This is a genomic window from Kitasatospora sp. Xyl93 (genome assembly GCF_055383135.1).
In genome coordinates this window covers 4,001,772-4,026,275 of record NZ_AP029185.1, presented here as the reverse complement: position 1 = coordinate 4,026,275, position 24,504 = coordinate 4,001,772, and the positions used below count along the sequence as shown (strand labels likewise).

Below are 24,504 nucleotides of genomic sequence, written 5' to 3'. Positions count from 1 at the left end.
CTGCCCCGGGTCCGGGGCGAAGCGTGCCACCCGCCTTCCGGACCGGTCCGATCGTTCGGTACTCTCCGTCGGACTTTCAGCTTCGCGGGGGGTACGCGGCGTCTGCGGCCGCCCCCTCGCGCCCGGGCCTCGCCCGGACTCTTCCGTGAGGTCTCCCTTGTCCATACGTCGCAGTCTCTCCCTTGCCGGAGCCGCCGCGCTCGCGTCCTCGCTCGTGCTGGCCGGCGCCCAGGGCGCCATGGCCGTCGGCGCCACCGGCACCCCGTCCGCCGTCGCGTCCCAGGCCGACAAGGCGTCGCACGCCGGCCTCGACCTCTCGCTGAACGGCGTGCCCGGCACCTTCATCGCCGGCGGTGACGCCCGCGAGTTCACCTTCAAGATCGACAATCGGACGAAGCACGACTTCGTCTTCATCCCGCTGCTCAAGTTCAAGAACAAGGCGGGCTCGCTCCAGGCCAAGGACCTCAAGGTCCAGTACCGGCTCCCCGGCGGCGAGTGGCAGACCGCGGTGGTCGCCCCCGACCAGAGCGGGGAGAAGAACAACTCCGTCCTGATGATGCTCGGCACCCTCGACGCGAGCGGCAACCCGGTCGCCGACGACCTGCTCGGGGTGAACCGCGGCAAGAACGTCCCGATCAAGGTCCGGGCGTCCTTCACCGACGGTGCCCCGCTCGGCCGGGCCGGCGTCGTCCCGGTCGTCTTCGCCGCCCAGCTCGACGACTCCAGCCACCAGCCGGTCGACAACGGCCACCTCAGCTGCGACGGCGGCGTGGGCTTCGTCATCAAGGCGGCCGGCGGCAAGCCGACCCCGACGCCCACCTCGTCGCACACCGGCAAGCCCAGCCCCACGCCGACCCCGACCCAGACGGGCAAGCCGTCCCCGACCGCGAGCGGCTCCCCGTCGGCCACCGCGACCGCGACCGCCACCCCGACCGGGCAGCCGACCGGCACCCCGACCGAGAAGCCCACCGAGAAGCCGACCACCCCGGCCACCGGTGAGCCCTCCGGCTCGGCCACCGCCCCGGCCCCGGCCGAGAGCAGCGGCGACACCGCGGGCCCGATCGACTTCCCGGTGGAGCCCCCGGTCATCACCCCGCCGCCGCTGACCCCGGCCGCCGTCGACAAGGCCAAGGCCGCCGCGGACGGCAGCGACAAGGCGCTGGCCCAGACCGGTGGCGGTGACAACACCACCGCCATCGCGGCCACCGGTGCCGCCGTGCTGGTGGCCGGTGTCGGCACCCTCGTGGTGCTGCGCCGCCGCAAGTCCGCCCAGCAGGGCTGAGCCGAAGCGCGCCGCCCCGGGGCGCGCCGAGCGTGAGACGCGCCCGCTGAGGAGCGCGCCGATCGTGAAGCGCGCCCGCTGAGGAGCGCGCCGACTCCGGGGACGCCGCCCGGGAGGGCCGGGCCACGGCTGCCGCCGACCCGGCCCGGGCGGCGTTCCCGAGCGTTCCCGAGCGTTCCCAGGCGTCCCCGGCGCCGCCCCGAAGCGTCTCCGAAGCGACTCCGGAGCCGTCCCCGGCGGCTTCCCCGTGCCGCCCGCACCGTCCCGTCGGGCGGATCCGCGGGCGGCACGGCCGGTTCTCCTCCGTCACATAGGATGTCCGGCCGGAGGGGGCGGAACGGCGGGGAGAGGACAGGTGCGGACAGCGCGCACGGCACGGGCCACCACCGACTACGAGGCGTCGACCGGGCGGATCGCCGGACTGCCGCTGCGCAGGCACCACGTCCTGCTGGCCGCCTGGACGGTGCTCTGGTTCCTCCTGGTCGAGCCCAGCGGCGGCTTCTCCTGGCACTACCTGCGCCAGGGCGAGCAGCTGCTCTTCAGCGGCCAGTCCGACGGCGGCCTGTCGCTCTACGCCCACCACCCGGAGCTCCAGATCGGCCCGGTGAGCCTGGCCGCGGCCCGGCTCACCGCCCCGTTCGCCCCGCACACCGGCGAGCTGATCGCCGAGGCGGTGAGCGCCGGGCTGGGCCTGGTGATGCTGGTCCTGGTCGGCCGCACCGCCGCCCTGTACTACCTCGGCACCGGGACCAACCACCGACGGCTCCAGCAGCGGCTGCTGATCGCCGGGCTGGCGTTCATCCCGATGTGGGTCGAGGTCTCGGTCCGCTTCGCGCACCTGGACGACGTCCTCGCGCTGTTCTTCACCACCCTCGCCGCGCACGCCCTGGCCCGCGGCAAGCCCGTCCAGGTCGCGGTCTTCCTGGCGCTGGCGGTGGACTCCAAGCCCTGGGCGATCGCCTTCGCCCCGCTGGTCCTGGCGCTGCCCCGGCCCGCCTGGCTGCGCACCGCGCTCTGGTTCTGCGCCCTGGTGGCGATCGCCTGGCTGCCGTTCTACCTGGGCAACCTGGACACCATGGCGGCCGCCAAGTTCACCATCCCGAACCAGCCCGCCTCCGCGCTGCGCTGGTTCGGGGTCACCGACCCGGCCACCCCCTGGTGGGACCGGCCGGCCCAGTTCGCGCTCGGCATCGGGCTCGGCTGCGCCGCCGTGTGGCGCGGCCGCTGGCCGGCCGTGGTGCTGCTGGGCGCGGACGCCCGCATCCTGCTCGACCCGAGCGTCTACACCTACTACACGGCCTCGATCCTGCTCGGCACCCTGCTCTGGGACGCGGTCGGGCAGAAGCGGCTCGTCCCGTGGTGGAGCTGGATCGCGCTGGCCTCGCTGTACGGCGGCACGCTGTTCCTGCCGTCCGACGCGGCCCGGGGCTTCGTCCGGCTCGCCTTCGTGGTGCTCTCCGCCGGGTACGTGCTGTTCTGGCCCACCCGGCGGTCCCGGCGGCGGCGGCCCGGCGCCCCGGGTGACGGCGACGGCGGTGGCGGTGGCGGTGGCCGGCGGGACGCCCGGGCCGCCAGGGCCGGCCGGCGGCGCGAGCGGACGCCGGCCGGCGCCGGGGTCTGAGGCGGGCGCGCGCCCGTTCCCGTTTCACCGCTTGACCCTCACGCGACGTGAGAGCCGAGGGTGGTGGTCAGCACCAGGGAGGAACTCCGATGACCAGTGAGGGCTACTCGGTCGGCGCCGTGGCGAAGATCGCCAAGGTGACCGTCCGCACCCTGCACCACTACGACGAGATCGGCCTGCTGTCCCCGGCCGGCCGTACCCGGTCCGGCTACCGCCGGTACGTGGACGCCGACCTCGACCGGCTGCAGCAGATCCTCTTCTACCGCGAACTCGGGTTCCCCCTGGACGAGATCGCGGCGATCCTGGACGACGACTCGGTCAGCCCGACCGAGCACCTCCGGCGGCAGCACCGGCTGCTGACCGACCGGATCAGTCACCTCCAGGAACTCGCCTCAGCCGTCGAACACGCCATGGAGGCACGGAGAATGGGCATTCAGCTGACCCCGGAGGAGAAGTTCGAGATCTTCGGCGCGGACTACCAGGAGGAGTGGGAGCAGGAGGCCGAGCAGCGCTGGGGCGACACCGAGGCCTGGGCCGAGTCGCAGCGCCGCACCGGCGGCTACTCCAAGGCCGACTGGCAGCGCATCCAGGTCGAGACGACGGAGCTCAACGACCGTCTGGCCGCGGCGGTCACCGCCGGTGAGCCCGCCGACGGCACGGTGGCCGCGGACCTGGCCGAGGAGCACCGGCAGCACATCTGCCGGAACTTCTACGACTGCACGTTCACCATCCACCGCGGCCTGGCCTCCCTGTACGTCTCGGACGCGCGCTGGACCGACACCTACGAGAAGATCGCGCCGGGCCTGGCCCAGTGGCTGCACGACGCCATCGTCGCCAACGCGGACCGGCGCGAGGAGAAGAGCGAGGGGCAGTAGGCCCCGCGCTCGGGCCACCCGCGCTCGGGGCCCGTGCTCAAGCCACCCGCGCTCAGGCCACCCCGCGCCCGAACGAGCGCCGGTAGGCGGTCGGGGAGGTGCGCATCACCCGGCCGAAGTGGTGGCGGAAGGTCGCCGCGCTCTCGAAGCCGACCGCCGCGGCGATCTCCTCCACCGACCCCTCCGGCGACTCCAGCAGCGCCAGACTGGCCGCGATGCGCTGGGTGACCACCCAGCGCATCGGGCTGGTCCCGTTGCGGGCGGTGAAGTGCCGCAGGTACGAGCGGTCCGACATCCGGGCCGCACCGGCCAGTTGCGAGATGGTCAGCGGGGACGACAGGTGGTCCAGCGCCCACTGCATGCTGCGGGCGACCCCGTCGTCCTCCTCCTCGACCGGGCGGACCGCCGCCTCGACGAACTGGGCCTGCCCGCCGTCCCGGTGCGGGGCCACCACGAAGCGGCGGGCCACCGTGTTGGCCACCCTGGCGCCGTGGTCCCGGCGGACCAGGTGCAGGCAGAGGTCGATGCCGGCCGCGCTGCCCGCGCTGGTCAGCACGTCGCCGTTGTCCACGTACAGCACGTCCGGGTTGACCAGCACCGCCGGGTAGCGCTGCTGGAGCAGCTCGGCGTACCGCCAGTGGGTGGTCGCCTCCCGGCCGTCCAGCAGCCCGGCGGCGGCCAGTGCGAAGGCGCCCGAGCAGATCGACACGATCCGGGCGCCGCGTCCGTGCGCGGTGCGCAGCGCCTGGACCAGGGCGGGGGAGACGCCCGCCCCCACACCGCCGAACGCGTTCGGCACCCCGGGGACCACCACGGTGTCGGCCGCCGCCAGCTCGTCCAGCCCGTGCCGGGCGGTCAGCGCGAAGCCGCCCACCGCCTCCAGTTCCGTCCCGGGCCGGTCGGCGCACACCTTCAGCCCGTACCAGGGCGCCGCCAGCAGGCCGGTCAGCTCCGGCCGGGCCAGCCCGAACACCTCGACCACCACGCCGAGTTCGAACGGTGCCATGCCCGGGAAGGCGTACACCGCGACGTCGTGCACGGGCTCCGGGCGCCGGCCGATGGCGACGGCCACCGGCCGCGACCCGACGGCGGTGCCGCCGGCCGCGACCCTGCCCGCGGCCTGGACGGTCGGAGCCGTACCGGCGTCCGTACCGGTCGGAGCCGGCCCGGCGGCCGGACCGGTGCCGGCCCCGACCGGACCGTCGACGTTCTGCTCGGCCATGCGAACCCCCTGCTCACGGGTGGCGGAATGCCGGTGAGTGTAGCCGTCCCGGCCACCTCGGAACTTTCCTCGAACCCGCCCGCAACCTCCACCGCCGTCAGACGTCCTCGGTACGGGGGCGGAGGGAGCCCGGCAGCGGACGGCTGGGATGATCCCCCCGATCACGATCTTGATCAGGTGACCTGACGGAACGGCGGCAGCCGTCACCGTCCCGGGGGAAAGCGGAAACGCAGATGTCCATGGCCATCGGGCCGACCGCCGCGCAGTCAGGGGCTCGCGGCTTCTCCATCCGAGGAGTGGTCGCCGCGCTGTTCGGTGCGCGGGAGGCGGGCGAACCGCTCGCCGCCGTCGTCACCGAGCAGGAGGCGAAGCAGCGCCGCTCCGGGTTCCGGCTGCTGCGCGGCGGCCGCAAGCCGGCCGAGGACCGGCCCACCCTGACCGACCTCTACCACGCCCACCGGCTCGGCCTGGTCCGGATGGCGGTCCTGCTGGTCGACCACCAGGACCTGGCCGAGGACGTCGTCCAGGACGCCTTCACCCAGCTTTACCAGCGCCACGGCGAGGAGCTGGACGACCTCGACAACGCGCTCGGCTACCTGCGCACCTCGGTGGTCAACGGCGCCCGTTCGATGCTGCGCCGCCGCAGGACCGCCCGCGAGTACGTGCCGCCGCACGTGGCCGACGCCCCGTCCGCCGAGGACCACGCGGTGCTCAACGACGAGCACCGCCGGGTGCTGGCGGCCCTGCAGGAGTTGACCCCCCGCCAGCGCGAGGTGCTGGTGCTGCGCTACTGGTCCGACATGTCGGAGGCGCAGATAGCCGAGACCCTGGGACTGTCCCGGGGTGCCGTGAAGTCCACCGCCAGCCGCGCTCTGGACGCCTTGGAAAAGCACCTGGAGAAGGTTCGATGACCGACAAGCTCCCCGGCCGCACCGGCGGCGACGGCGACGGACCGGCCGAGACACCGACCGAACGGCTGCTCCGCGAGGCGATGACGGCCCGGGCCTCCCTGGTCACGGCGACCGGGCTGCGTCCGGCCGCGCCCCCGAAGAGCCGGGTCCGCCGGCTGCGCCCGGTGTACGCCGTCACCCTGCCGCTCGGCCTGGCCGCGGCCGTGGCGGTCGGCGTGCTCACCTTCCACGGCGATCCGGTCGCCCAGGACGAGGTACCGCCCCCGGCGGCCACCCTGACCACCTCGCCGAGCCCGACGCCCGAGCCGACCGGCACCCCCAGCGCGACGGCCGCCCCGACCGACCCGGGCACCCCCACCGGCGAGGCCCCTCGGACCGAGGCCCCGCTCGCCGACGGCGGCAGCCCGTCGTCCACCCCCACCGGCGGCGCGGCGGGTTCGTCCGGCCTCCGGGGCGTCAGGTTCAAGGTCCCGGCGGGCTGGAAGGCCGTGCCGGTCTCGGCCGACCGGGTCTGCGTCCTGAGCCCGGGCACGCCGACGGACCCGCAGCAGGGCTGGTCGCAGTCGACCTGCGAGCCGTACGGCGTCCTGGTCGTGGCCTACGACAGCCCGGCCGAACTCGAAGGCGGGGCCTGGCCGACGATGACCGACGTGACCGGCTCCGGGAGCTGGGGCCGCCAGTCGAACTGCCCGCTCTGGGGCCGTCCCTACGTCGCCGAGAACGGCTACGCCTCGGTCGGCGACCCCGCGCGGACCAAGTCCACGGTGGCCGGCAAGGCGGTCGACAAGGTCCAGTGGAACGTCACCTGCAAGCCCGGCGACACCTTCACGGCCCAGCTGTGGGGGATGGGCGGGGAGCAGGTCTTCGTGTCGGCGAACGGGCTGAAGAGCGACTACCAGTCGGGCCTGACGGCGATCGTCAACAGCCTGGACGTGAGCGGCCACCGGTCGCCGGGCCTGTCCTCGGCCGAGCAGGCCGCGAAGGACCTCTCCATCACGGTCGAGGGAGGCATCGGAGCCGGGCAGAAGGTGTCCAACGACGGCACCCCGGTGACCTTCACGGTGACGTACCGGAACACCGGCCAGAAGACCTACCCGCAGCTCCAGCCGCTGGTCTACACGACGGAGTACGCCGGAACGCCGCCGAACGTCGTGCTCCCGATGAACAAGGGCAAGCTGGAGCGCCAGGACGGCGGCGGCTGGACGGAGATCCCGCTCTCGATGGGCGGCGGCATGGACTACGCGATGGTGAGCGGCAAGGCCCGGTTCCCGCTCGCGCCGGGTGAGACCAGGAAGGTGACGTACCGGATGGCCCTCGACCCGGTGGACGGGCCGGGGACGATGCCGGTGGCCGTCCAGCTGACGCTGCCGTACGACGGCACCGCGCCGCTGGCCGCGCTGAAGGGGCTGACCGTCCCGGTGACGGTCGTGAAGTAGTCGTCCCAGGCGGGCCTTCGGGGCGCCGTGGCCGGGGTTTCCCCTGGTCACGGCGCCTTTCGGCGTTCCGGGGGAAGTCCGCGGAAAAAACTTCGGACCCACCTGCAACCCCCCGGTGGGATGGACGTCTATCAGGGTGAGAGGCGGGGAGAGCGAGCCGGCGGAGCCGGGGGGCTCGGGCCGGCTCCTCGGGGCGCGACAGCAGGCGCCCGACCACTCCGATCACCATCACCGTGTCCTTGGGGGACTGTCACATGAACGCGTCCGTTATCGCCCGTATTGCGAAGATCGTCCCGCTGGCCGTCGTGGCCGCCGTCGGTGCCGCGGCCTGCGGCCCGACGAACGGCGGGGCGTCCGTCGCCGCCTCGGCTCCCACCGCCACCCCCGCGGCCACCTCGTCGGCCACCCCCGGCGCGGGCTCCGTCCCGACCTCCCCGGTCACGACCGCCCCGGCCGCGCCCACCACCGAGGCGGCGCCGTCCGCCGCCGCGCCGTCCGCCGCCGCACCGGTCACCGCCGCACCCGCCGCGAAGAGCGCGGCCGGGCCCGCCGCCAAGGCCGGGGCCAAGCCGGCCACCGACAGCACCGCCAGGCCCGGCGGCATCGGGATCACCTTCAACGGCCTGCGGGAGGGCCAGCGGATCCAGGTGGGCGACAAGGTCTCGTTCTCGGTGACCTGGAGGAACGACGACGCCTCCGGCAGCCGCGCGGTGGCGCCGGTGGTGGCGACGCGGCAGTACGAGGGCGCGCCGTGCCGGCTGGTGCTCTCGACGGCGCGGGGCACGCTGGAGCGCAAGGACGCCTCCGGCTGGAAGACCCTGCCCGGGCTGAGCCAGGGCGGCGGGATGGACTACGCGGGCAGCGGCGACGACGCGGCCTTCACCCTGGCCGCGGGCGAGAGCCGGACCGTCGAGTACCGGATGGCACTCGACGTGGCCGACCGCCCGGGCAGCCTCGCCGTCGAGGCGGACGCCCCGACCCCGTACGACAAGTCCTACCGGGACATGGCGAAGAGCGTGGTGACCACGAAGGTCGTCGACGCCCACCGCCCGGTGGTGAGCGCGGTCTCCGAGCCGTCCCTCCTGGTCTACGGCGGCGCCCCGACCGAGTTCTCCTACACGCTCTCCTCGCCGGACGGCGTCACCCGGATGCACCCGTCGGTGTTCCTGTCCGCCCGGAACAGCGAGGGGCTGTCCGAGTCGGACGTCACGGTGCAGACGAAGGTCGGCGGCGAGTGGAAGACCCTCACGACGGTCCAGGACTGCAACGGCCGGGTCGGGGTGGAGCCGACCGGGCTGGCGGACCTCCTCCCGGGCAGCTCGGTCCGGTACACCTTCCGGGTCGCGGTGGCGCGGCACGCCGGACCGATGGCCATCGAGGTCGGCGGGGTGGCCGCCGGCCACCACGGCGTGGACGCCCTGGTCCAGCCCTACAGCCAGGGCTGAGCCCGGGGCGGAGCCGAAGGGCCCGGCCTCCCACCGCTCGGGAGGCCGGGCCCTGCGCGGTGCCGTGGCTCAGGCGAGCGAGGCCATCCAGGCCTCGACGTCCTCGGCGCGGCGGGGCAGGCCGGCCGAGAGGTTCTCGTTGCCGTCGGCGGTGACCAGGATGTCGTCCTCGATCCGGACGCCGATGCCGCGGTACTCCTCCGGCACGGTCAGGTCGTCCAGCTGGAAGTACAGGCCGGGCTCGACGGTCAGCACCATGCCGGGGACCAGCAGCGCGTCGACGTGCTCCTCGCGGCGCGAGTGGGCGCAGTCGTGGACGTCCAGGCCGAGCATGTGGCCGGTGCCGTGCAGGGTCCACCGGCGCTGGAGGCCGAGCTCCAGGACCTTCTCGACGTCGTACACCGAGGCGTCCAGCAGGCCCCAGGCGAGCAGCCGCTCGGCGAGGACCCGCTGCGAGGCCTCGTGGAAGTCGCGGAACCGGGCGCCGGGCTTCACCGCGGCGATGCCGGCCTCCTGGGCCTCGTAGACCGCGTCGTAGATCCGGCGCTGGATCCCGGTGAACCGGCCGTCGATCGGCAGGCTGCGGGTGACGTCGGCGGTGTACAGGGTGCTGGTCTCGACGCCCGCGTCCAGCAGCAGCAGCTCGCCGGGGCGCACGTCGCCGTCGTTGCGCACCCAGTGCAGGGTGGTGGCGTGCGGGCCGGCCGCGGCGATGGTGCCGTAGCCGACGTCGTTGCCCTCGACCCGGGCGCGGCGCCAGAAGGTGCCCTCGATCCAGCGCTCCGAGGTGGCGACGGCCTGGCCCAGCTCGCGGACCACGTCGGTGAAGCCCTTGACGGTGGCGTCGCAGGCGGCGCGCAGCTCGCCGATCTCCCACTCGTCCTTGACCAGCCGCAGGCCGCTCAGGAACTCCTTGAACTCGGCGTCCTTGTCGGCGTCCAGGGCGTCGGCGAGCGCGGCCTCCAGGCCGGCGTCGTAGCCGCGGACGATCCGGGTCGGCACGGCGGAGTCCGCGGCCTTGGCGGCCAGCTCCTCGGCGGCCTTGCGCACGTCGCGGGCGGGCAGGCCGAGCAGCTGCTCCTGCTCGCTCAGGCTGTGCCGGCGGCCGACCCACAGCTCGCCGTAGCCGTCGAGCCAGAACTCGCCGTTCTCGCGGTTCGAGCGGGGCAGCAGGTAGAGCGTGAACTCGTGGCCGGCCGCGCTGGTCGGCTCGCCGACCAGCACCGCGTCCTCGGTCCGGTCGCCGGTGAGGTGGACGTACTCGCTGGAGGCGCGGAAGGCGTAGTCGGTGTCGTTGGAGCGCACCCGCAGGTTGCCCGCCGGGACGACCAGGCGCTCGCCGGGGAAGGCGGCGGAGAGCTTGGCGCGGCGCTCGGCCGCGTACGGGGCCTGGGCGACCGGGGTGAGGCCGTGCAACTCGGTGTCGGCCCAGCCGGACTTCATCGAGGCGGCCAGCTCGTCGGAGATCTCGCCGTAGAGACCGTTCTTGCGGCCCTTGAACTGCTCAGGCTCCTCGCCGCCCTCGGCCTCGGGGTTCTCGGCCACCGCGGGGGTACGGTCCTCGGTCACGTGCAACGCCTCCTTGGGGGGTGGTACCGCCGCCCCTCGGGGGAGGTGTCGGATCGCGACACGCGCGGGCGGCCGTGCGTCCATGGTACGGACGACCGGCCGCCCGGTTGTTCCGGGATCGAACCGTCACTCGAAGCGGGCCGCCAGCAGCATCAGGTCGTCGGTGGCCGCGCCCCCGGCCTCCGGGTCCGGGCAGACGGCCAGCAGGTGGGCGCAGAGCCGGTCCGGGTCGATCCGCACGTCGCGCGGGGCGTCGGCGGCGGCCCGGCGCAGGTTGGCCTGGCCGGCGTGCAGGGTCGGGCCGCAGCGGCGGGCCAGGCCCTCGGTGTACAGCAGCAGGGTGTCGCCGCGCTCGGCGGTGAACTCCACCCCGGGGGCCTCCCAGCAGGCCAGCATGCCGAGCGGGGCGGAGAGCGAGGTCTCCACGAACTCGGCGCCGTGCCGGCCGACCAGGACGGGCGGGCAGTGCCCGGCGCCGGCCAGGGTGATCCGGCGCTCCTCGGGTTCGAGCCAGGCGTAGACGGCGGTGGCGGTGCGGGTCGGCTCGGTGGTCTTGAGCAGCAGTTCCAGGTCCCCCAGGACGGAGACCGGGTCCTCGCCCTCCAGCACCGCGTACGCCCGCAGCGCGGCCCGGATCCGGCCCATCGCGGCGGCCGCGCCGGGGGCGGAGCCGGGGCCCGCGCCGGGGCCGTCGCCGGAGACGGAGCCGACGGTGAGGCCGATGGTGCCGTCCGGCAGCGGGATCGCGTCGTACCAGTCGCTGCCGCAGGAGCGCTCCAGGCCGGCCGGGACGAGCCGGGCGGCCAGCCGCAGCCCGGCGGCCCGGGGGAGCCGGTCCGGCAGCAGGCCGCGGCGCAGCGCCTCGGTGGTGCGCGAGATCCGGTCCGCCTCCAGCTGCTTGGCGAGCAGCGGGGCGGCGATCTCGCAGTAGTGGCGGGCCAGGTCGCGCCGGCAGGCGGTCGGTTCGGCGGGCTCGTCGTAGAACCAGAGGGCGGCGGCGAGCGGGCCGTCCTCGACGGTGGCGAGCGGCAGGCCGTAGGCGCCGCCGAGGCCGAGGTGGACGGCGAGTTCGCGCAGCCGGGCGCCGGTGGCCGGATCCTCGGCGAGGTCGCGGGAGTGCAGTTGGGCGGGCCGGTCCCGTTCGCGCAGCAGCCGGGCCAGCATGCTCTGCTCGGTCGGGACGGTCTCCAGGGCGCCGAGGCTGGCGCGGTCGAGGCCGAAGCCGACCGGCTGTCCGGGCCCGCCGCCGGGCTGCCTGGTGACCAGGACGCCGCGCCGGGCGCCGAGCAGGGCGGCGCCGGAGGCGAGGACGGTGTCCAGGACGGCGGCCAGTCCGCGGGCGCGGACGAGCCGCTCGGTGTGCTCGTGCAGGCTGGTGATATCGGACAGGCGTCCGGCCAAACGGTCCTGCACCGCGGTGGACGGCTCCGCGCGGGCGTCCGGCGTGCCGTCCGGGGCGTCGACGGGGCCGGGCAGGCCCGGCGGGTCGAGGACGGTGAGCCCGCCGGCGCAGCCGGGTTCGCCCGGCTCGGCGGTCGTCGTCGGGGGGAGGGCCGCCGACGGGTGGGACTCGTTCATGCCGTCACTCCTGACGCGGTGCTACGTGCCATGCGAAACCCCCAGATGCGGCCAATGTGGAGCGAGCACGGCCTAAGGGCGTGTTTCGCCTCGATTCGCTACTACTCGTCATTGATCGACAGCAATGCCACCACTTCTACACAGGCCATTCGGGGCATGTCCAGATCCAGGACGACGCGGTGGCCGGTTCCACATCGCTCGCGCCCCGGTCAGGGGGCGTGCGGGGTCCGTGCGCGCGCCGGGTGGGCGGGAGGCATGGAGCGGGCCGCGAACGGGCAGAACCGGGAGGACGGACCGGGCGGCCGTCCGGATCGTATGTCCGTGCCGCCCGCGAGCCGCGCCGGCCGGAACACTCTCACTCGTACGGTGGAACCAAGCGCGCCCGGGCGGCGTCCATCCGGTCGCGTACGGGATTCTCGTTCCAAGGGCTGGGCCGGTGTTCGGCCCTTTCATGTCGTGCTCCACACCTGCTCCACGTCGTAGCCGCGCCGCCCGTCCTGCCGCCCGCCCCGCTTCGCGCAGTCCGGGGCCCCGCCGCGGCGGGCCCGCACGGAGGATCCCGACGGACGCCGGCGGAGCGGAGCGAACCGAGCGGTCAGGGAAAGGAACGAGCGCCATGCGTGAGAACCCGAAGGACCGGTCGGAGGAGCGTTCCGCCCGGCTGACCGCGGCCCTGGCGGCCGCCGTGGACCACCGCTGGCCCGTGGTGCCCGGCACCGTGCTGCGCGACGGCCGCTGCTCCTGCGGCGACCCGGACTGCACCGTCCCCGGCGCGCACCCGCACGACCCCTCGCTGCTGGCCGCCACCACGGACGCCCGGATGGTGCGCTGGTGGTGGGAGCGGCAGAGTCCGGACGCGCCGGTGCTGGCCGCCACCGGCTCCACGGTCTCGGCGGTCAGCCTGCCCGCGGCGGCCGGCGCCCGGGCGCTGGGCTACCTGGGCGCGCTGCGGCTGCCGCTCGGGCCGGTGCTGGCGATGCCGGGCCGCTACGCGCTGCTGGTGGCCCCGTACTCGCTGGACGTGCTCGGCGAGATGCTCGCCCAACTCCCCTGGGTGCCGGGATCGTTGCGCTACCACGGGGCGGGCGGCTTCCTGCCGCTGCCGCCCGGCGGCGCGGCCGGTCGGGTGCGCTGGGTGATGGCGCCGCGACCGGGCGTCGGCGGCGGGGTCTGGCTGCCGCAGGTCGGGCCGCTGCTGGGGGAGTTGGTGGAGGCGACGGTCCGGCTCGATCGCGGACGTCCGGCCTACTGAGGATCACCGGAACGGGGCGGACGCCGGAGCGGTTCACCGGGGCGCCCCGGAAAAACAAAAGATCCGACCGCTGGCGACGGGGGATGCACCAGCGGCCGGACTCTTTAGACAGTAACAAGGATCTGCGCCCGCGCCAATTTCCAAGACGCCCTCCACGCCCGGAAATTGCGCGTTCACCGCGACAATGTGACGCGTATCACGCGGATCCCGCGCGCTTTAGTTCAAGGTGACCTGACGGTTCACCAGGTTCGCGCGGGCGCGCCGCTCTTCGGCGCTCAGCGGCGTTCCGTCGGCGAGCACCGCGGCGAGCCGCTCGGCGAACTCGGCGGCCGGCTTCTCGCAGTCGGCGGCGGTCATCGCGAGCGGCAGGTCCCACACCGGGACGGTCAGGCCGTGGGCGCGGAAGGAGCCCACCAGGCGGGTGTCCGTGCCGAGCGAGGCCTCGCCGGCCGCGTTCAGCCGGGCCAGCGCGTCCAGCAGCCGCTCCTCGGGCACGGTCATCACCCAGCGCAGGTGGTTCTTGTCCGGGGTGCCGCACCAGTAGGCGGCGTCCACGCCGGCGAGCTTCTCGGTCGGGATGGCCGAGGCGTTGGCGCGCTCCAGGGAGGCGGCGACCTCACCGGTGGCGGCCTCGGCGTCCTCCAGCCAGAACTCGAAGCCGGTGTGCACGGTGGGCGCGAACGCCGCGGTGGTGTCCAGCAGGTCCTGCAGGCGGCGTCCGCCCGGGACGGTCCGGCGGGCCGGCACCGGGCTGCCCGGCTCGGTGGCCAGGGCCAGCTCCAGGGCGTCCGCGAGGTCGCGGCTGAGGTCGCCGGAGGCGGACTGGGTCTGCAGGCCGAGCAGGATCGAGCCGTCCTGGCGGCGCAGGGCCGGCCAGGCCAGCGGCAGCACGGTGGCCAGGGTCACCGACGGGACGTCACCGGTCGCGCCCTCGGCCACCCCGGCGGCCAGCGTCAGCGGCGCCGTGGCGGCGGGCACCAGCTCGCGCAGGGCCACCCAGTCCGCCTCGCCCGGCAGGCCCTCGAACGGGCGGTGCACCAGCTCCTGCACCGCGTGCGAGGCCTCCCGGCCGTGACACGCCTTGTACCGGCGGCCCGAGCCGCAGGGGCAGTCCTCGCGGGCCCCGACCACGGGGACCTCGCCCGTGACGGCGGTGGTGGACTGGCGCTGCGGCGCCTTCTTGGCGGCCTTCTTGCCCATGCTGCGGCTCTCCCGGGAACGGTGGTCCTGTGTCCCGGGAAGCCTAACGACACATTCCCCGAGCCCGGCTCACGCGCTACGGGCATCGCCTCCGGTGCGCCGGGCGTGCCGGGCCCGGGCGGGCAGCGCCGCCCAGACCGTGACCTCGCCGGGGGCGTCGCGCACGCCCCAGTCGCTGGCCAGCTGGTCGACGATGCTCAGGCCGCGGCCGCCGCGCGAGGTCAGCGAGGGACTGGCGGGCAGCGGCCGGGTGGCCGCCCCGCCGTCCGTGACCTCCAGGGTGAGCACCCCGTCGGCGTGCATCTGCCAGCGGACCAGCACCCCGCCGTCCGGCTCGTCCGAGCCCTCGGCGGGCTTCCGGCCGCCCTGCGCGGAGTGCGGCCCGGACGGGACGCCGACCAGCACCTGCCCGAGCACCTCGGCCCGGGCGCTGCGGCCCAGGGCCGACAGCGGGCCGAGCGGGCGGGCGTACCGACAGGCGTTGCTCAACAGCTCGGAAAGGATCAGAACAGCATCATCGATGACCGGTTCCGGTATCTGCCGGTCACCCAGATCTCGACGCAGTCGGCGCCGTGCGACCCCGACACTCGCTGGGCCGTGCGGCACTGCCATGGTCGATGAAGTCGGCACTTCACGCGCCACCATCAACGCCACCCCCGGACCTCCTTCAGCGTATGCCGAGGGAGAGATGCCCCTTGGTAATGCGTCGGAAACGAGCACCGGACGATCCCGCGGGCCCATTTCGGGCGGGACGCCCGACCGTCGACATCAGGTCATTCCGCGCTCACCCTGCGTCGCCCGGGCGCAAGAATTCCGGCAATATCGCGCGAGGAAGGTTTGACTGCCGACCAGAGTGATCGGATCGGCGGGGTACCGCGATCGGTGCGTCGGCGGATCACCGGCCGAGCTGCGCCAACACCTCCGCGGGCCGGTTGGTGATGATCGCGGACACCCCGAGTTCCAGGCAGAGCTCGACGTCGGCCGGCTCGTCCACCGTCCACACGTGCACCTCGTGCCCCAGCTCGCGCAGCCGGGTCACCAGCTGCGGGCGGGCCCGCACCAGCTCGATGCCCGGGCCTGCGATCCGCGCCCCGCCCGGCAGCGGCGAGCCCGGCCGCAGCCGTCCGAGCAGCGGCACGGTCCGCTCGAACAGGAAGACCCGCCGGTACTCCGGTGCGGTGGCGGCCACCCGGCTCAGGGCGACCGAGGAGAAGCTCATGATCCGGGCGGACGGGCGGTCGCCGTCCCGGGTCGCGCCGATCTTGAAGCGCTCCAGCGTCCGCAGCAGCTCGGTCTCCACCCGGCCGCGGAAGCGCACCGGGTGCTTGGTCTCGATCGCCAGGTCCACCGGGCGGCCGCACTCCACCACCAGCTCCAGCAGCCGCTCCAGCCGCAGCACGCCGCGCAGCTCCGGGTCGGTGCTGGGGCGGCCGGTCTTCCAGGCGCCGAAGTCGTACGCCTCTAGCTCGGCGAGGGTCATGGCCGAGACGGTGCCCCGGCCGTTGGAGACTCGGCCGATCCGGCGGTCGTGGACGCAGACCAGCGCGCCGTCGGCGGTGACCCGGACGTCGCACTCCAGCGCGTCCGCGCCCTCGTCGAGCGCGCGCCGGTAGGCCGCGAGGGTGTGCTCGGGCAGGGCGTGGGAGGAACCGCGGTGGGCGATCACCTGGACGGGCGGCACGGTGCGCGCCGCCGTCGAGGACAGGTCTGGGCTGGTCACGGGCCCAACGATAGGCGGCGGAGGTGAAGCGCGGACGAAGACGGCCCCAACCTGTGGGGCCGCCTCCGTCCGCTCGGTGCCCGGCGGTTCCCGTTCAGCGCCCGGCGGCTCCCGTTCAGCGCCCGGCGGTGCGGCGGCCGAGCGGGGTGAGCGCCCAGGTGACCAGCGCCGGCACCACGAAGGCGAACAGCGAGGCCGAGGTCCACTCCTGCGGGCTGAAGTGCAGCGCCTGCCGGGCGGAGGTCCAGAATTCCGTCCACCAGTCGGCCACCCCGGTCGGCGCGATGAGCTGGTAGACCGCGAAGCCCAGTGCCCACGGCAGCAGCATCAGCCAGCGGGACGGCGCGTCGGCGGAGAGGTTCCAGCCGCGCCGGCCGGCGCCGAGGAAGTAGTCCACCGCGAGCACCGCCAGCAGAGGTACGAACACCGAGCCGATCAGGCCGAGGAAGCCGTAGTAGGTGTCGGTGAACTCGTCGATCTGCAGCGCCAGCACGGTGGTCAGCGCGCCGATCGCCCCGGAGAGCACCCGGCGGTCGACCTTCGGCAGCAGGTTCTGCACCGACATCGCGGTCGAGTACACGTTGGCGAAGGACTGGTCGGTCTCGCGCAGCACCAGCACCAGCAGGAACAGCCAGCCGGCCCAGACCCCGAGGAAGGAGTCGAAGATCCGGTTCGGGTCGCCGTCCGACTGCAGCAGCGCCATCAGGCCGAGCACGTAGCACCAGACCTGGGCGATCGTGTAGCCGGAGAAGCTGCCCCAGAACGCCGAGCGCGGGGTGCGCGAGTGCCGTGTGTAGTCGGCGGCCAGCGGGACGAACGAGACCGACACCGCGATCATCGCGTCGGTGGCGCCCAGGAAGCCGTGCCAGTTGCCCGCGCCCGGGTCCGGCACGCCCTGGCGGCCCAGCTGGACGGTGAAGTACACCATCGCCACCGCGACCGCCCCGGCCACGAAGCGGCGCAGCACCGCGATCGAGCCCAGCGGCCAGATGGTCAGCGCGGTGGTCAGCGCGCCCGCGAGCAGGACGAACAGCCAGCGGTAGCCGGTGGTGTGCGCGACGGTCTGGGCGCCCGCCGAGATGGTCAGCAGCTCGAACACGCCCCAGCCGACGCACTGGACGATGTTCAGCACCGTCGGCAGGTACGACAGCCGGGTGCCGAACAGCCCGCGCAGGTTCGCCATCGCGGGGGCGCCGGTCCGGGCGCCGATCAGCGAGGCCACGCCCAGCATCGCGGTGCCGACCGCCGTGCCGACCGTGATCGCGGTCACCGCGGCGGCCAGCGACAGCTCGCTGCCGGGGGCGCCGAGCACGGTGGCGGCGGTGGAGAAGCCGATCAGGCTGACGCCCAGGTTCATCCAGAGCGCGAAGTGGTCCCGGAAGCGCAGCGTGCGCGGCGGCTCGGTGTCCAGGACCAGGGGCGCTTCGACGTGGTCGGGGCGCTCCAGGACGGCGGTCGCGCCCGGAGGCGGGGCGTCCGGACCGGAAGCGGGGGCGTTCGCGCCCGAAGAAGAGGATGGCGAAGCAGGCGGCATGGCCGATACTCCCTACGCCGGCATTACCCGGACAGGTTCCGGCGGTCAGCGCCCCCTCGAACGGCCGTCACTCGTGTGGCGTACGGTCGACATGCGCACTCTCAGCCTGGTGGGTCCAAGCTCCCGCGTGTCAGTTTGGAGCGACAGGCTAACCGGCGCGGGGGCGAACACCCAAGGCCGAGGGCGTGCGGTCCGCATCGCGGGACGCCCGGCGGGGAGGGGAGCCTCGGCCGTCGGTACCGGCGTCGGTGCTGGTGCCGGTGTCCGTACCGGGCCCGTACCGGGTCGGTGTCGGTGCGGGCTAAGGATTCTTATGAGTTCTTCAGAGGGGTCCTTACGGCAAACGAATCGACAGTGCGAAAAACTATGGTCCTTGGTTCTGCCAGCTATGGAGGTCGTCCGTGAGCACCGAGCGCGAGGTTGGGCCCACCGGGCCGCAGGGGGAGCAGCCCGCAGGCCTGGGGGCGGCCGAGTCCGCTTCCGAGGGCCCCGCTCAGGGCGGGCACAAGCCGACCATGGCCTTCCGGCGGGTGCCGGAGCCGGAGGCGGGCGCGGCCGGGGCCGCTGCCGTCGAGGCGGCTCCGCCCGTCGACGCCGGGTCGGCCGAGGGCGTCCCGGCGCCGGGTGTTCCGGCGGACGGGGTCCAGGCGGAGGGCGGCCACAAGCCCACCGTCGCCTTCACCAAGGTGTCCGCGCCGCAGGCCCCGGCCGCGCCCGTGGCCGCCGCCGGGGAGCCGGCCGTCGACCCGGCCACCGGGTACATCGACGCGCCGCCGCCCGTTCTGCCGCCCGCCCCGCAGGCTCCGGCGGCCCCGGCCGCCGCCGCGCCCGCCGCCCCGGCGCTGCCGCCGGCCGGCAACCCGTACGCCACCCCGACCCACGGTGTCCCCGCCGCCGGTCCGCACGAGGGGTACGGCGCCGCCCCGGCCGTTCCCGCCGCCCCCGCCGCGCACGGCCACCACCCCTTCGGGGCCGGCCAGCCGCTCGGCGGCTGGGGGCCCCACGACTCCGCCTCCGGCGGCGCGGGCTACCCCGGCGGCCCGGCGGGCCCGCTCGGCTACCCGGCGGAGCACCCCGGCGGCCCGCGCAAGAAGCGCGGCGGCCTGGTCGCGCTGATGACGGCCGTCGCGCTGGTCGCCGGTGTGGCCGGCGGCGTGCTCGGCGTGACCGTCGCCGACCGCTCCGACAGCGCCGGCTCCGCGAACGACCACCGCAGCACCACCGTCCAGGCCAGCGACACCCAGAAGAACGAGCCCGCCCCCGGCTCGATCGCCGCCATCGCGCAGAAGGCGCTGCCCAGCGTCGTCACCATCAAGGCGCAGGGCAACGGCGAGTCGGGCACCGGCACCGGCTTCGTCTTCGACACCGAGGGCCACATCCTCACCAACAACCACGTGGTCGCGCCGACTCTCAACGGCGGCAAACTGACCGTCAAGTTCGCCGACGGCAGCTCCTACGGCGCCTCCGTGCTGGGCCACGCCGAGGGCTACGACGTCGCCGTGATCAAGATCGACAACCCGCCCAAGAGCAAGCTGGCACCGCTGCCGCTGGCCGACTCCGACAAGGTCAACGTCGGCGACGCCACCGTCGCGATCGGCGCGCCGTACGGCCTGGAGTCCACCGTCACCAGCGGCATCATCAGCGCCAAGGACCGCCCGGTGGCCTCCGGCGACGAGACCGGCTCGCAGGCCTCGTACATGAACGCCCTCCAGACCGACGCCTCGATCAACCCCGGCAACTCCGGCGGCCCGCTGCTCGACTCCGGCGGCGCGGTGATCGGCATCAACTCGGCGATCCAGTCCAACGCCTCGTCCAACGGCCGGGCCGGCAGCATCGGCCTCGGCTTCGCCATCCCGATCAACCAGGCCAAGTGGGTCGCGGACACCCTGATCAAGACCGGCAAGCCGGTCTACGCCAAGCTCGACGTGCTGCGCAACGACGACTACAAGGGCGACGGCGCGCAGATCCAGACCAAGGACATCCAGGGCCAGCCCGCCGTCACCCCCGGCGGCGCGGCGGACAAGGCGGGGCTCAAGCCGGGCGACGTCATCACCAAGCTCGGCGGCGTCCCGATCGACAACGGCCCCGCCCTGGTCAGCCGGATCTGGACGCACAAGCCCGGCGAGACCGTCGACGTCGAGTACACCCGCAACGGCCAGAGCTTCAACACCAAGGTCACGCTGGCCGAGCGGGTCGGCGACCAGCCGTGACCCCCGCCCGTGCCCAAACGTGTGCGCCGAACCCCGCCGGACCCGTTAGGCTGACCTCCGCCTGGAGAGCTGCCCGAGCGGCCTAAGGGAACAGTCTTGAAAACTGTCGTGGCGTGACCCGTCACCGTGGGTTCGAATCCCACGCTCTCCGCTGCTGAGGAACACGCAGCTCAGGGCGGGTATCGGCAACAAGCCGATACCCGCCCTTCTGCATTCCGTCCCGGGTTGTCCCACCCGGGTCCCGGTGGTTTCCAGTGCGTGTGGAACATCCGTGGAACGGATCGGCGCCTACTCCTCGCCGTACTCCTGGTCGAGGAAGCGCTCGATCAGGGTGTTGGACCGGTCCTTCCGGCCGTCGAGGACCTTGGCGTAGAACTTGAACAGCACGGTGATGCTGTGCCCGGCGCGGTGAGCGACCTCCGCCGGGTCGACGCCGGCCGCGAGCCACCCGGACACGCAGGTGGCCCGCAGGTCGTACGGCACGTCGGCGAACGGGGTCTTCACCTGCTCGGGCGTGAGCGCCAACTCCCGGGCCCTCTTCCAGACTTCCGAGGTCTCCTTCGTGCTGAGCAGTCCGCCCTCGGCGGCCTGGAACAGCCGCCCGTCGAGGCCTAGTCCGAACTCGTCCACGTGCTCGCGCAGCATCCGGACGAACACCGGGGGGATCGGGATGTCCCGGGTCGCCGTGCGGGCGCGGTGCTTCAGTCCGCGCTCCTCATGAGACTGCCCGTCGTCGGTCCACCGCGACCCGACCCGGGGCGAGCTGCCGGGCGCCACGATGAGGCCCCATCCCGTCTTCGGGAGGGTGCAGTCCGCCAGCCGGAGGTGCGTGACCTCGGCCGGGCGAGTGGCGGCCCAGTTGATGCAGCCGTAGTACGTGGCCAGGTGGCGCCCGCGTGAGCCGAGCGTCCGGACTGCTTCGATCAGGTCCCGCGCCTGGCGCGGCGCCGGAACATACCGGAAGTCGATCTCGTCATCGGTTTCCGGCGGGTCCCACTTCACGGACTTCAGAGGGTTCGCCGTGAGGAGCTTCCGCTCGATGGCGTACCCGATTGCGCCGCTGAGGGTGGAGTACTTGCGCTTGATGGTGTTGTCCGCCGCACGCTTCCCGTCCAACTTCAAGGTGATGGCCGTCAGAGCCTCCCGGAGGGTGTCCGAGTCGTCCAACTGCGAGACAGGAACCGACTTTTGGGCGAGCCAGCCGAGCGCCTCCGCGAACTTCGCCGGGATCTCGCCCCGGTGCTTGGAGAAGTTGAACGCCCAGCACGAGAGGGCCGTCCGCAGCACGCGTGCCGGCGGAGCCCCACGATGATCGGTGACGAGCGCCGGGGTGATCGTGGCAAGTCCGTCCGCCAGCGCGGCACGTTCCTTGGCGGACAGGTCCGGCCACGTGACCTCGGCGTACTTCTTCGCGTGCTCGAACCACGACACCTGAGCCTGCTGCTGCATCAGCGCCCGCAGCTCCGAGGCCGGCAGGCCCGTGTCGGTGTCGAACTGCTCGCCGTTGTTGATCGCGGTCAGCAGTTTGGCCCGCCGACCGTCCGCGAGAGTCTTCGTGGCGAAGGTGCGGGAGTGCGGACTCTTCCCGACCCGCCACCGGAGCTGGTGGGGCTTCCGTCCCCGCTTCAGGTCGCGGAGCTTGTAGATCTGCACATCGAACGTGAGCACGTGATCTCCAGATGATGGGCCCCGGCGGCGCCGGGGCCCAGGTGAGATGGGGTTGGTCAGGCGGCGGCGGACTGCTCCTGGGCGGCCCACCAGGCGTCGAGGTCGCTCCGGCGGACGCGGATCTGGCCGTTGGGCAGCTTCAGGAGCTTCGGCGCCGCTCCCCGAGCGACCATCCGGTAGAAGGCGGAGCGGGACATGTCCAGCTCTTCGAGCACGGCGGCGAGCTTCAGCTTCTGGTCCTGTGTAGCCACGGTGGCGCCTCCATTGGCGGTTGCGAGAGTTGCGCCGCACGGCTGTGACTGTGAGACAGGGGTGAGGGGCATTCGGGCTGTTCGGAGCAAGCAGCGCTGCCGGGCGGACAGAGCCACGGGAGCGGGGTGGAAAGGGTGGAAAGGGGTGCTAAGCCCGGTGACCTGGGCTTTTGCGGAGAGGGGAGGGGGTGGAAAGGAGGTGGAAAGGGGGGTGGAAAGGGTCGGGTGACCGACTGGCGGCGGGAGGGGACGGGGCTTTCCACCCCTTTTCACCCCCCTTTCCACCCCATCCGCGCCACGGGTTTCCGCAGGTGGGAGGGCTTAGCACCCCTTTCCACCCTTTCCACCCCTCAGGCGGCGGGCGGGGCGTAGAGCAGGACGGTGGTGTGGCGGCCGGCGCCGGGGACCTGGGCGCTGCCGTAGCCCTCGATCTGGAGGAGGGCGGCGACCAGACGGTCACGTTCGTCCTTGCTGGACTTCTTGAAGAGCCGGTAGACCTCGTCACCGGTCAGGCCGCGGGGCCCGACGGTGCGCACGGCGGCGGCGAGCTTGTCGAGCTTGGGGTCTCCGGTGGTGTCAGCGGCCATGCCGAGGACGTGAGCCGCGGAGGCCCGGGAGTAGTTCACGAGCGCGTGGGCGGCCCGCAGGTGGTCCTCCTCGATCTGGCGGCGGCGGTCGAGCAGGGCGTAGACCATGGCCAGGCGCAGGGTGTACGGGGCGGCGCGGGCGGTGAACTCAGCGAGCGGGCCGTCTCCGTCCTCGTCCCCGCACAGCGCCGGGTAGATGTCGTCGCGCCAGAGCTTGCGGGCGGGCTCGGCGAGGGTGACCTCTCCGGCCTGGCTGGCGTCGGCGAGGGCGGCGCGCCAGGAGGCGCCGAGGCTTTCCACAAGCTCCGGGTCGGCGCCGCGGGACTCCGCCAGGATCAGGTTGCGGTGGACGAAGACCGGCAGGTAACGGTTGTAGGTGCCGCCGGCCATCTCGGAGTCCTGCATCTTGGCGCGCAGTTCGCGGGGGCTGATGTGGCCGATGATCGCGATGTGCGGGGCGGTGGCCTTGAGGGCCTCACGGTTCATGACGCCGAGGTCTTCGCCGTTCCAGGCCTGGCGCAGAACGCCACCGAGCGAGGAGCCCTCGCGGCGGGCGCGGGCCATGGTGATGCCGTACTCGGACTCCACGATCCAGCGCCGCTTGTCGATGTGGCCGGGGTCGTCCTTCTTGGTCGGGTCGCCGTCGCGCACGGCCTCGATCAGGCCTTCGCCGGAGGACAGGCCGGACAGGCAGTTGTCCTTGGCGAAGCCGGGGGCGGCGGCGGAGAGGATCAGGCGGGCGGTATTGGTGCCAGCGCCCTTGCGGCCGGCCGCGGTCGCGCCGATCGTCAGGCCCCAGATCAGGGCGGGGTGACGGTCGTTGCCGATCCGCAGGTGCGGGCAGGAGTCGGCCCGGCCCGCGCCGCTGGGGCCGAGCAGGGCCCCGGCACCGGAGAGCAGGTTGACCAGCACGCCGACCGGATCGGCCTCCGTGGTCGGGTCCAGAGCCCGAACGGTGTGACCGACCAGGCCCTGGAACACGGCCATGTCCGGGACCGGCCCGGGGCGGGCGGGCCGCTCAAGGCCCTCCAAGTCGTCGTAGAACGGGTTCTTGGACGTCGCCTGGCGGGGTTCGGCGGTCATCAGGTCGGGGGCGCTCACTCGGCCTCCCGCCTGTATCGACCCCTGCCGGAGAAGCGCTTCTCCTGGCGGGGCCAGGGGTGACGGTTGCTCATGCGGCCCGCCCGACGCCGCCGGCGCCCCGGGCCAGGCCCTTGGCGATGGTGCGGCGGCACTCCGCCTCACCGAGCCCGGCCTTCTGTCCGGCCGCGAGCAGGGCGTCCGTGGCGTCGTGCTCGGGGAGGGTGCCGGCGGCGACCAGACGGCCGAGCGCGGCACTGGAGGCGAACAAGGTGTGGTTCCTGACGCCCTCTCCGGCGGACGAGACCTTCTCGGTCTCGCCGCGGACGGCGGCCTGCACGTAGGCCTGCAGGCGCCCGATCCTGGCCCGCATCGCAGCCGTGTCCAGCGTGGCGACGGGCGGCGACTTGGGGGTGAGGAGGGTGGCGAGCCAGGCGGGCAGGGGCATCGGCGGGACGTCGAGGGCGAGCGTGTAGAGGCGTCCGGTGACGGTGCTGCCAGCGGCGACGACGTAGCCGCCGTGGGCGCGGGTGTCGACCTTCCAGCCGAGCCCGAGCCCCTTGTCGCCGGTCGTGTTGCGCAGGACGAGCCCGGGCGGGGCGGTGAAGTAGAGGTGGGTGCCGCCGCGGCCGGTGCGCACGGTGAACGTGTCGTAGTGGACGGGCTGTCCGTGCTCCTCGCAGAGGGCGGCGAACACGTCGTGCCCGTCGGTGATGCCCTGCCCGGCCCACCGTGCGGGCGGGAGGTCACCGGGGTGCTTGGGGGTGTCGAGGTCGACCGCGACCAAGCCGGAGGGGCCACAGGCCACGCCAGCGTTGTAGGGGCCGTGGGACCAGGCCCGGCGGATGACGTTCGAGTCGGTGGTGGCCCGGCGCTCCCACCCGAGGTGCCCGGAGACACAGGGGCCGGTGCGCGGGCACCGCTCCTCGCTGTGCAGGGCCGGGGGCTTGGCGTTCGGGGCGAGCGGGAAGACATGCCAGCCGCGGTCGGCGGCGGCCAGGGCGGCGGAGAGCGGGTCCGGGGACGGCCGATCGGTCATGCGGGAGTCCTCTCGGGTACAGCG

At 73.7% G+C, this 24,504-nt stretch carries 19 protein-coding genes, 1 tRNA gene and 1 riboswitch; of the genes, 9 read left to right on the top strand and 11 right to left on the bottom strand.

The genetic code is table 11. From position 1 onward, the window contains the following. The first annotated feature begins 157 nt into the window (after positions 1-157). The 3 genes from ACZ5GH_RS17980 to ACZ5GH_RS17970 all read left to right on the top strand — a co-directional run bounded on the left by ACZ5GH_RS17980 (position 158) and on the right by ACZ5GH_RS17970 (position 3,778). On the top strand, positions 158-1,282 hold the full coding sequence (locus ACZ5GH_RS17980; RefSeq protein WP_464334753.1) for an LPXTG cell wall anchor domain-containing protein: 1,125 nt from the start codon (positions 158-160) through the stop codon (positions 1,280-1,282). A 355-nt stretch (positions 1,283-1,637) separates the two neighbouring features. Further along, positions 1,638-2,903 carry a hypothetical protein gene (locus ACZ5GH_RS17975; protein ID WP_387752196.1) on the top strand — a complete coding sequence of 422 codons (1,266 nt, stop codon included), beginning with the start codon at positions 1,638-1,640 and terminating at the stop codon, positions 2,901-2,903. Between the two features lie 89 nt (positions 2,904-2,992). Continuing rightward, positions 2,993-3,778, top strand: coding sequence for a MerR family transcriptional regulator (locus tag ACZ5GH_RS17970; protein ID WP_387752198.1), 786 nt, complete (start codon positions 2,993-2,995; stop codon positions 3,776-3,778). Between the two features lie 52 nt (positions 3,779-3,830). Here ACZ5GH_RS17970 and ACZ5GH_RS17965 read toward each other — a convergent pair whose 3' ends face one another. Beyond that, positions 3,831-4,817: a helix-turn-helix domain-containing protein gene (locus ACZ5GH_RS17965; RefSeq protein WP_464336843.1), complete on the bottom strand. Its 987-nt coding sequence runs from the start codon at positions 4,815-4,817 to the stop codon at positions 3,831-3,833. Between the two features lie 416 nt (positions 4,818-5,233). On the opposite strand from ACZ5GH_RS17965, the gene ACZ5GH_RS17960 reads away from it, so the two are divergent. The 3 genes from ACZ5GH_RS17960 (at position 5,234) to ACZ5GH_RS17950 (ending at position 8,792) form a co-directional block, all read left to right on the top strand. Continuing rightward, on the top strand, positions 5,234-5,911 hold the full coding sequence (locus ACZ5GH_RS17960; protein WP_387752203.1) for an RNA polymerase sigma factor: 678 nt from the start codon (positions 5,234-5,236) through the stop codon (positions 5,909-5,911). Further along, on the top strand, positions 5,908-7,347 hold the full coding sequence (locus tag ACZ5GH_RS17955) for a hypothetical protein (RefSeq protein WP_464334752.1): 1,440 nt from the start codon (positions 5,908-5,910) through the stop codon (positions 7,345-7,347). The genes ACZ5GH_RS17960 and ACZ5GH_RS17955 overlap by 4 nt, the downstream gene beginning before the upstream one ends. A 254-nt stretch (positions 7,348-7,601) precedes the next feature. Further along, complete coding sequence (locus tag ACZ5GH_RS17950) at positions 7,602-8,792, top strand: hypothetical protein (RefSeq protein WP_464334751.1); 1,191 nt, start codon at positions 7,602-7,604, stop codon at positions 8,790-8,792. Between the two features lie 69 nt (positions 8,793-8,861). Here the strand turns inward: ACZ5GH_RS17950 and ACZ5GH_RS17945 are convergent, their stop codons facing one another. Next, positions 8,862-10,361, bottom strand: coding sequence for an aminopeptidase P family protein (locus ACZ5GH_RS17945; protein ID WP_464334750.1), 1,500 nt, complete (start codon positions 10,359-10,361; stop codon positions 8,862-8,864). Between the two features lie 126 nt (positions 10,362-10,487). Next, complete coding sequence (locus ACZ5GH_RS17940) at positions 10,488-11,939, bottom strand: PP2C family protein-serine/threonine phosphatase (protein WP_387752214.1); 1,452 nt, start codon at positions 11,937-11,939, stop codon at positions 10,488-10,490. 616 nt (positions 11,940-12,555) lie between these two features. On the opposite strand from ACZ5GH_RS17940, the gene ACZ5GH_RS17935 reads away from it, so the two are divergent. Next, positions 12,556-13,191: a bifunctional DNA primase/polymerase gene (locus ACZ5GH_RS17935; protein WP_387752217.1), complete on the top strand. Its 636-nt coding sequence runs from the start codon at positions 12,556-12,558 to the stop codon at positions 13,189-13,191. A gap of 216 nt (positions 13,192-13,407) precedes the next feature. Here ACZ5GH_RS17935 and ACZ5GH_RS17930 read toward each other — a convergent pair whose 3' ends face one another. The 4 genes from ACZ5GH_RS17930 to ACZ5GH_RS17915 form a co-directional block, all read right to left on the bottom strand. Continuing rightward, complete coding sequence (locus ACZ5GH_RS17930; protein ID WP_464334749.1) at positions 13,408-14,391, bottom strand: DUF5926 family protein; 984 nt, start codon at positions 14,389-14,391, stop codon at positions 13,408-13,410. 69 nt (positions 14,392-14,460) lie between these two features. Continuing rightward, positions 14,461-15,036 carry an ATP-binding protein gene (locus tag ACZ5GH_RS17925; RefSeq protein ID WP_387753167.1) on the bottom strand — a complete coding sequence of 192 codons (576 nt, stop codon included), beginning with the start codon at positions 15,034-15,036 and terminating at the stop codon, positions 14,461-14,463. Positions 15,037-15,286: 250 nt separating this feature from the next. After that, on the bottom strand, positions 15,287-16,111 hold the full coding sequence (locus ACZ5GH_RS17920; protein WP_387752222.1) for a glycerophosphodiester phosphodiesterase: 825 nt from the start codon (positions 16,109-16,111) through the stop codon (positions 15,287-15,289). 115 nt (positions 16,112-16,226) lie between these two features. After that, entirely contained in the window at positions 16,227-17,645 is a 1,419-nt protein-coding gene (locus tag ACZ5GH_RS17915) for a purine-cytosine permease family protein (protein ID WP_387752225.1), read from the bottom strand. Beyond that, positions 17,638-17,782, bottom strand: a riboswitch (TPP riboswitch). It overlaps the preceding gene by 8 nt. A 378-nt stretch (positions 17,783-18,160) precedes the next feature. Here ACZ5GH_RS17915 and ACZ5GH_RS17910 point away from each other — a divergent pair. Next, entirely contained in the window at positions 18,161-19,855 is a 1,695-nt protein-coding gene (locus ACZ5GH_RS17910; protein ID WP_464336842.1) for a S1C family serine protease, read from the top strand. A 63-nt stretch (positions 19,856-19,918) separates the two neighbouring features. After that, positions 19,919-20,006 (top strand) — tRNA-Ser (locus ACZ5GH_RS17905). A gap of 137 nt (positions 20,007-20,143) precedes the next feature. Here ACZ5GH_RS17905 and ACZ5GH_RS17900 read toward each other — a convergent pair. The 4 genes from ACZ5GH_RS17900 to ACZ5GH_RS17885 form a co-directional block, all read right to left on the bottom strand. Further along, positions 20,144-21,523 carry a tyrosine-type recombinase/integrase gene (locus ACZ5GH_RS17900; protein WP_464334748.1) on the bottom strand — a complete coding sequence of 460 codons (1,380 nt, stop codon included), beginning with the start codon at positions 21,521-21,523 and terminating at the stop codon, positions 20,144-20,146. Between the two features lie 56 nt (positions 21,524-21,579). Beyond that, positions 21,580-21,774 carry a helix-turn-helix transcriptional regulator gene (locus ACZ5GH_RS17895; protein WP_464334747.1) on the bottom strand — a complete coding sequence of 65 codons (195 nt, stop codon included), beginning with the start codon at positions 21,772-21,774 and terminating at the stop codon, positions 21,580-21,582. A 350-nt stretch (positions 21,775-22,124) separates the two neighbouring features. Next, positions 22,125-23,462, bottom strand: a complete 1,338-nt coding sequence (locus ACZ5GH_RS17890) for a DUF3987 domain-containing protein (protein ID WP_464334746.1) — start codon at positions 23,460-23,462, stop codon at positions 22,125-22,127. Positions 23,463-23,532: 70 nt separating this feature from the next. Further along, a complete protein-coding gene (locus ACZ5GH_RS17885; protein WP_464334745.1) occupies positions 23,533-24,480 on the bottom strand; it encodes a bifunctional DNA primase/polymerase in 948 nt (315 codons plus the stop codon). Positions 24,481-24,504: the final 24 nt, after the last annotated feature.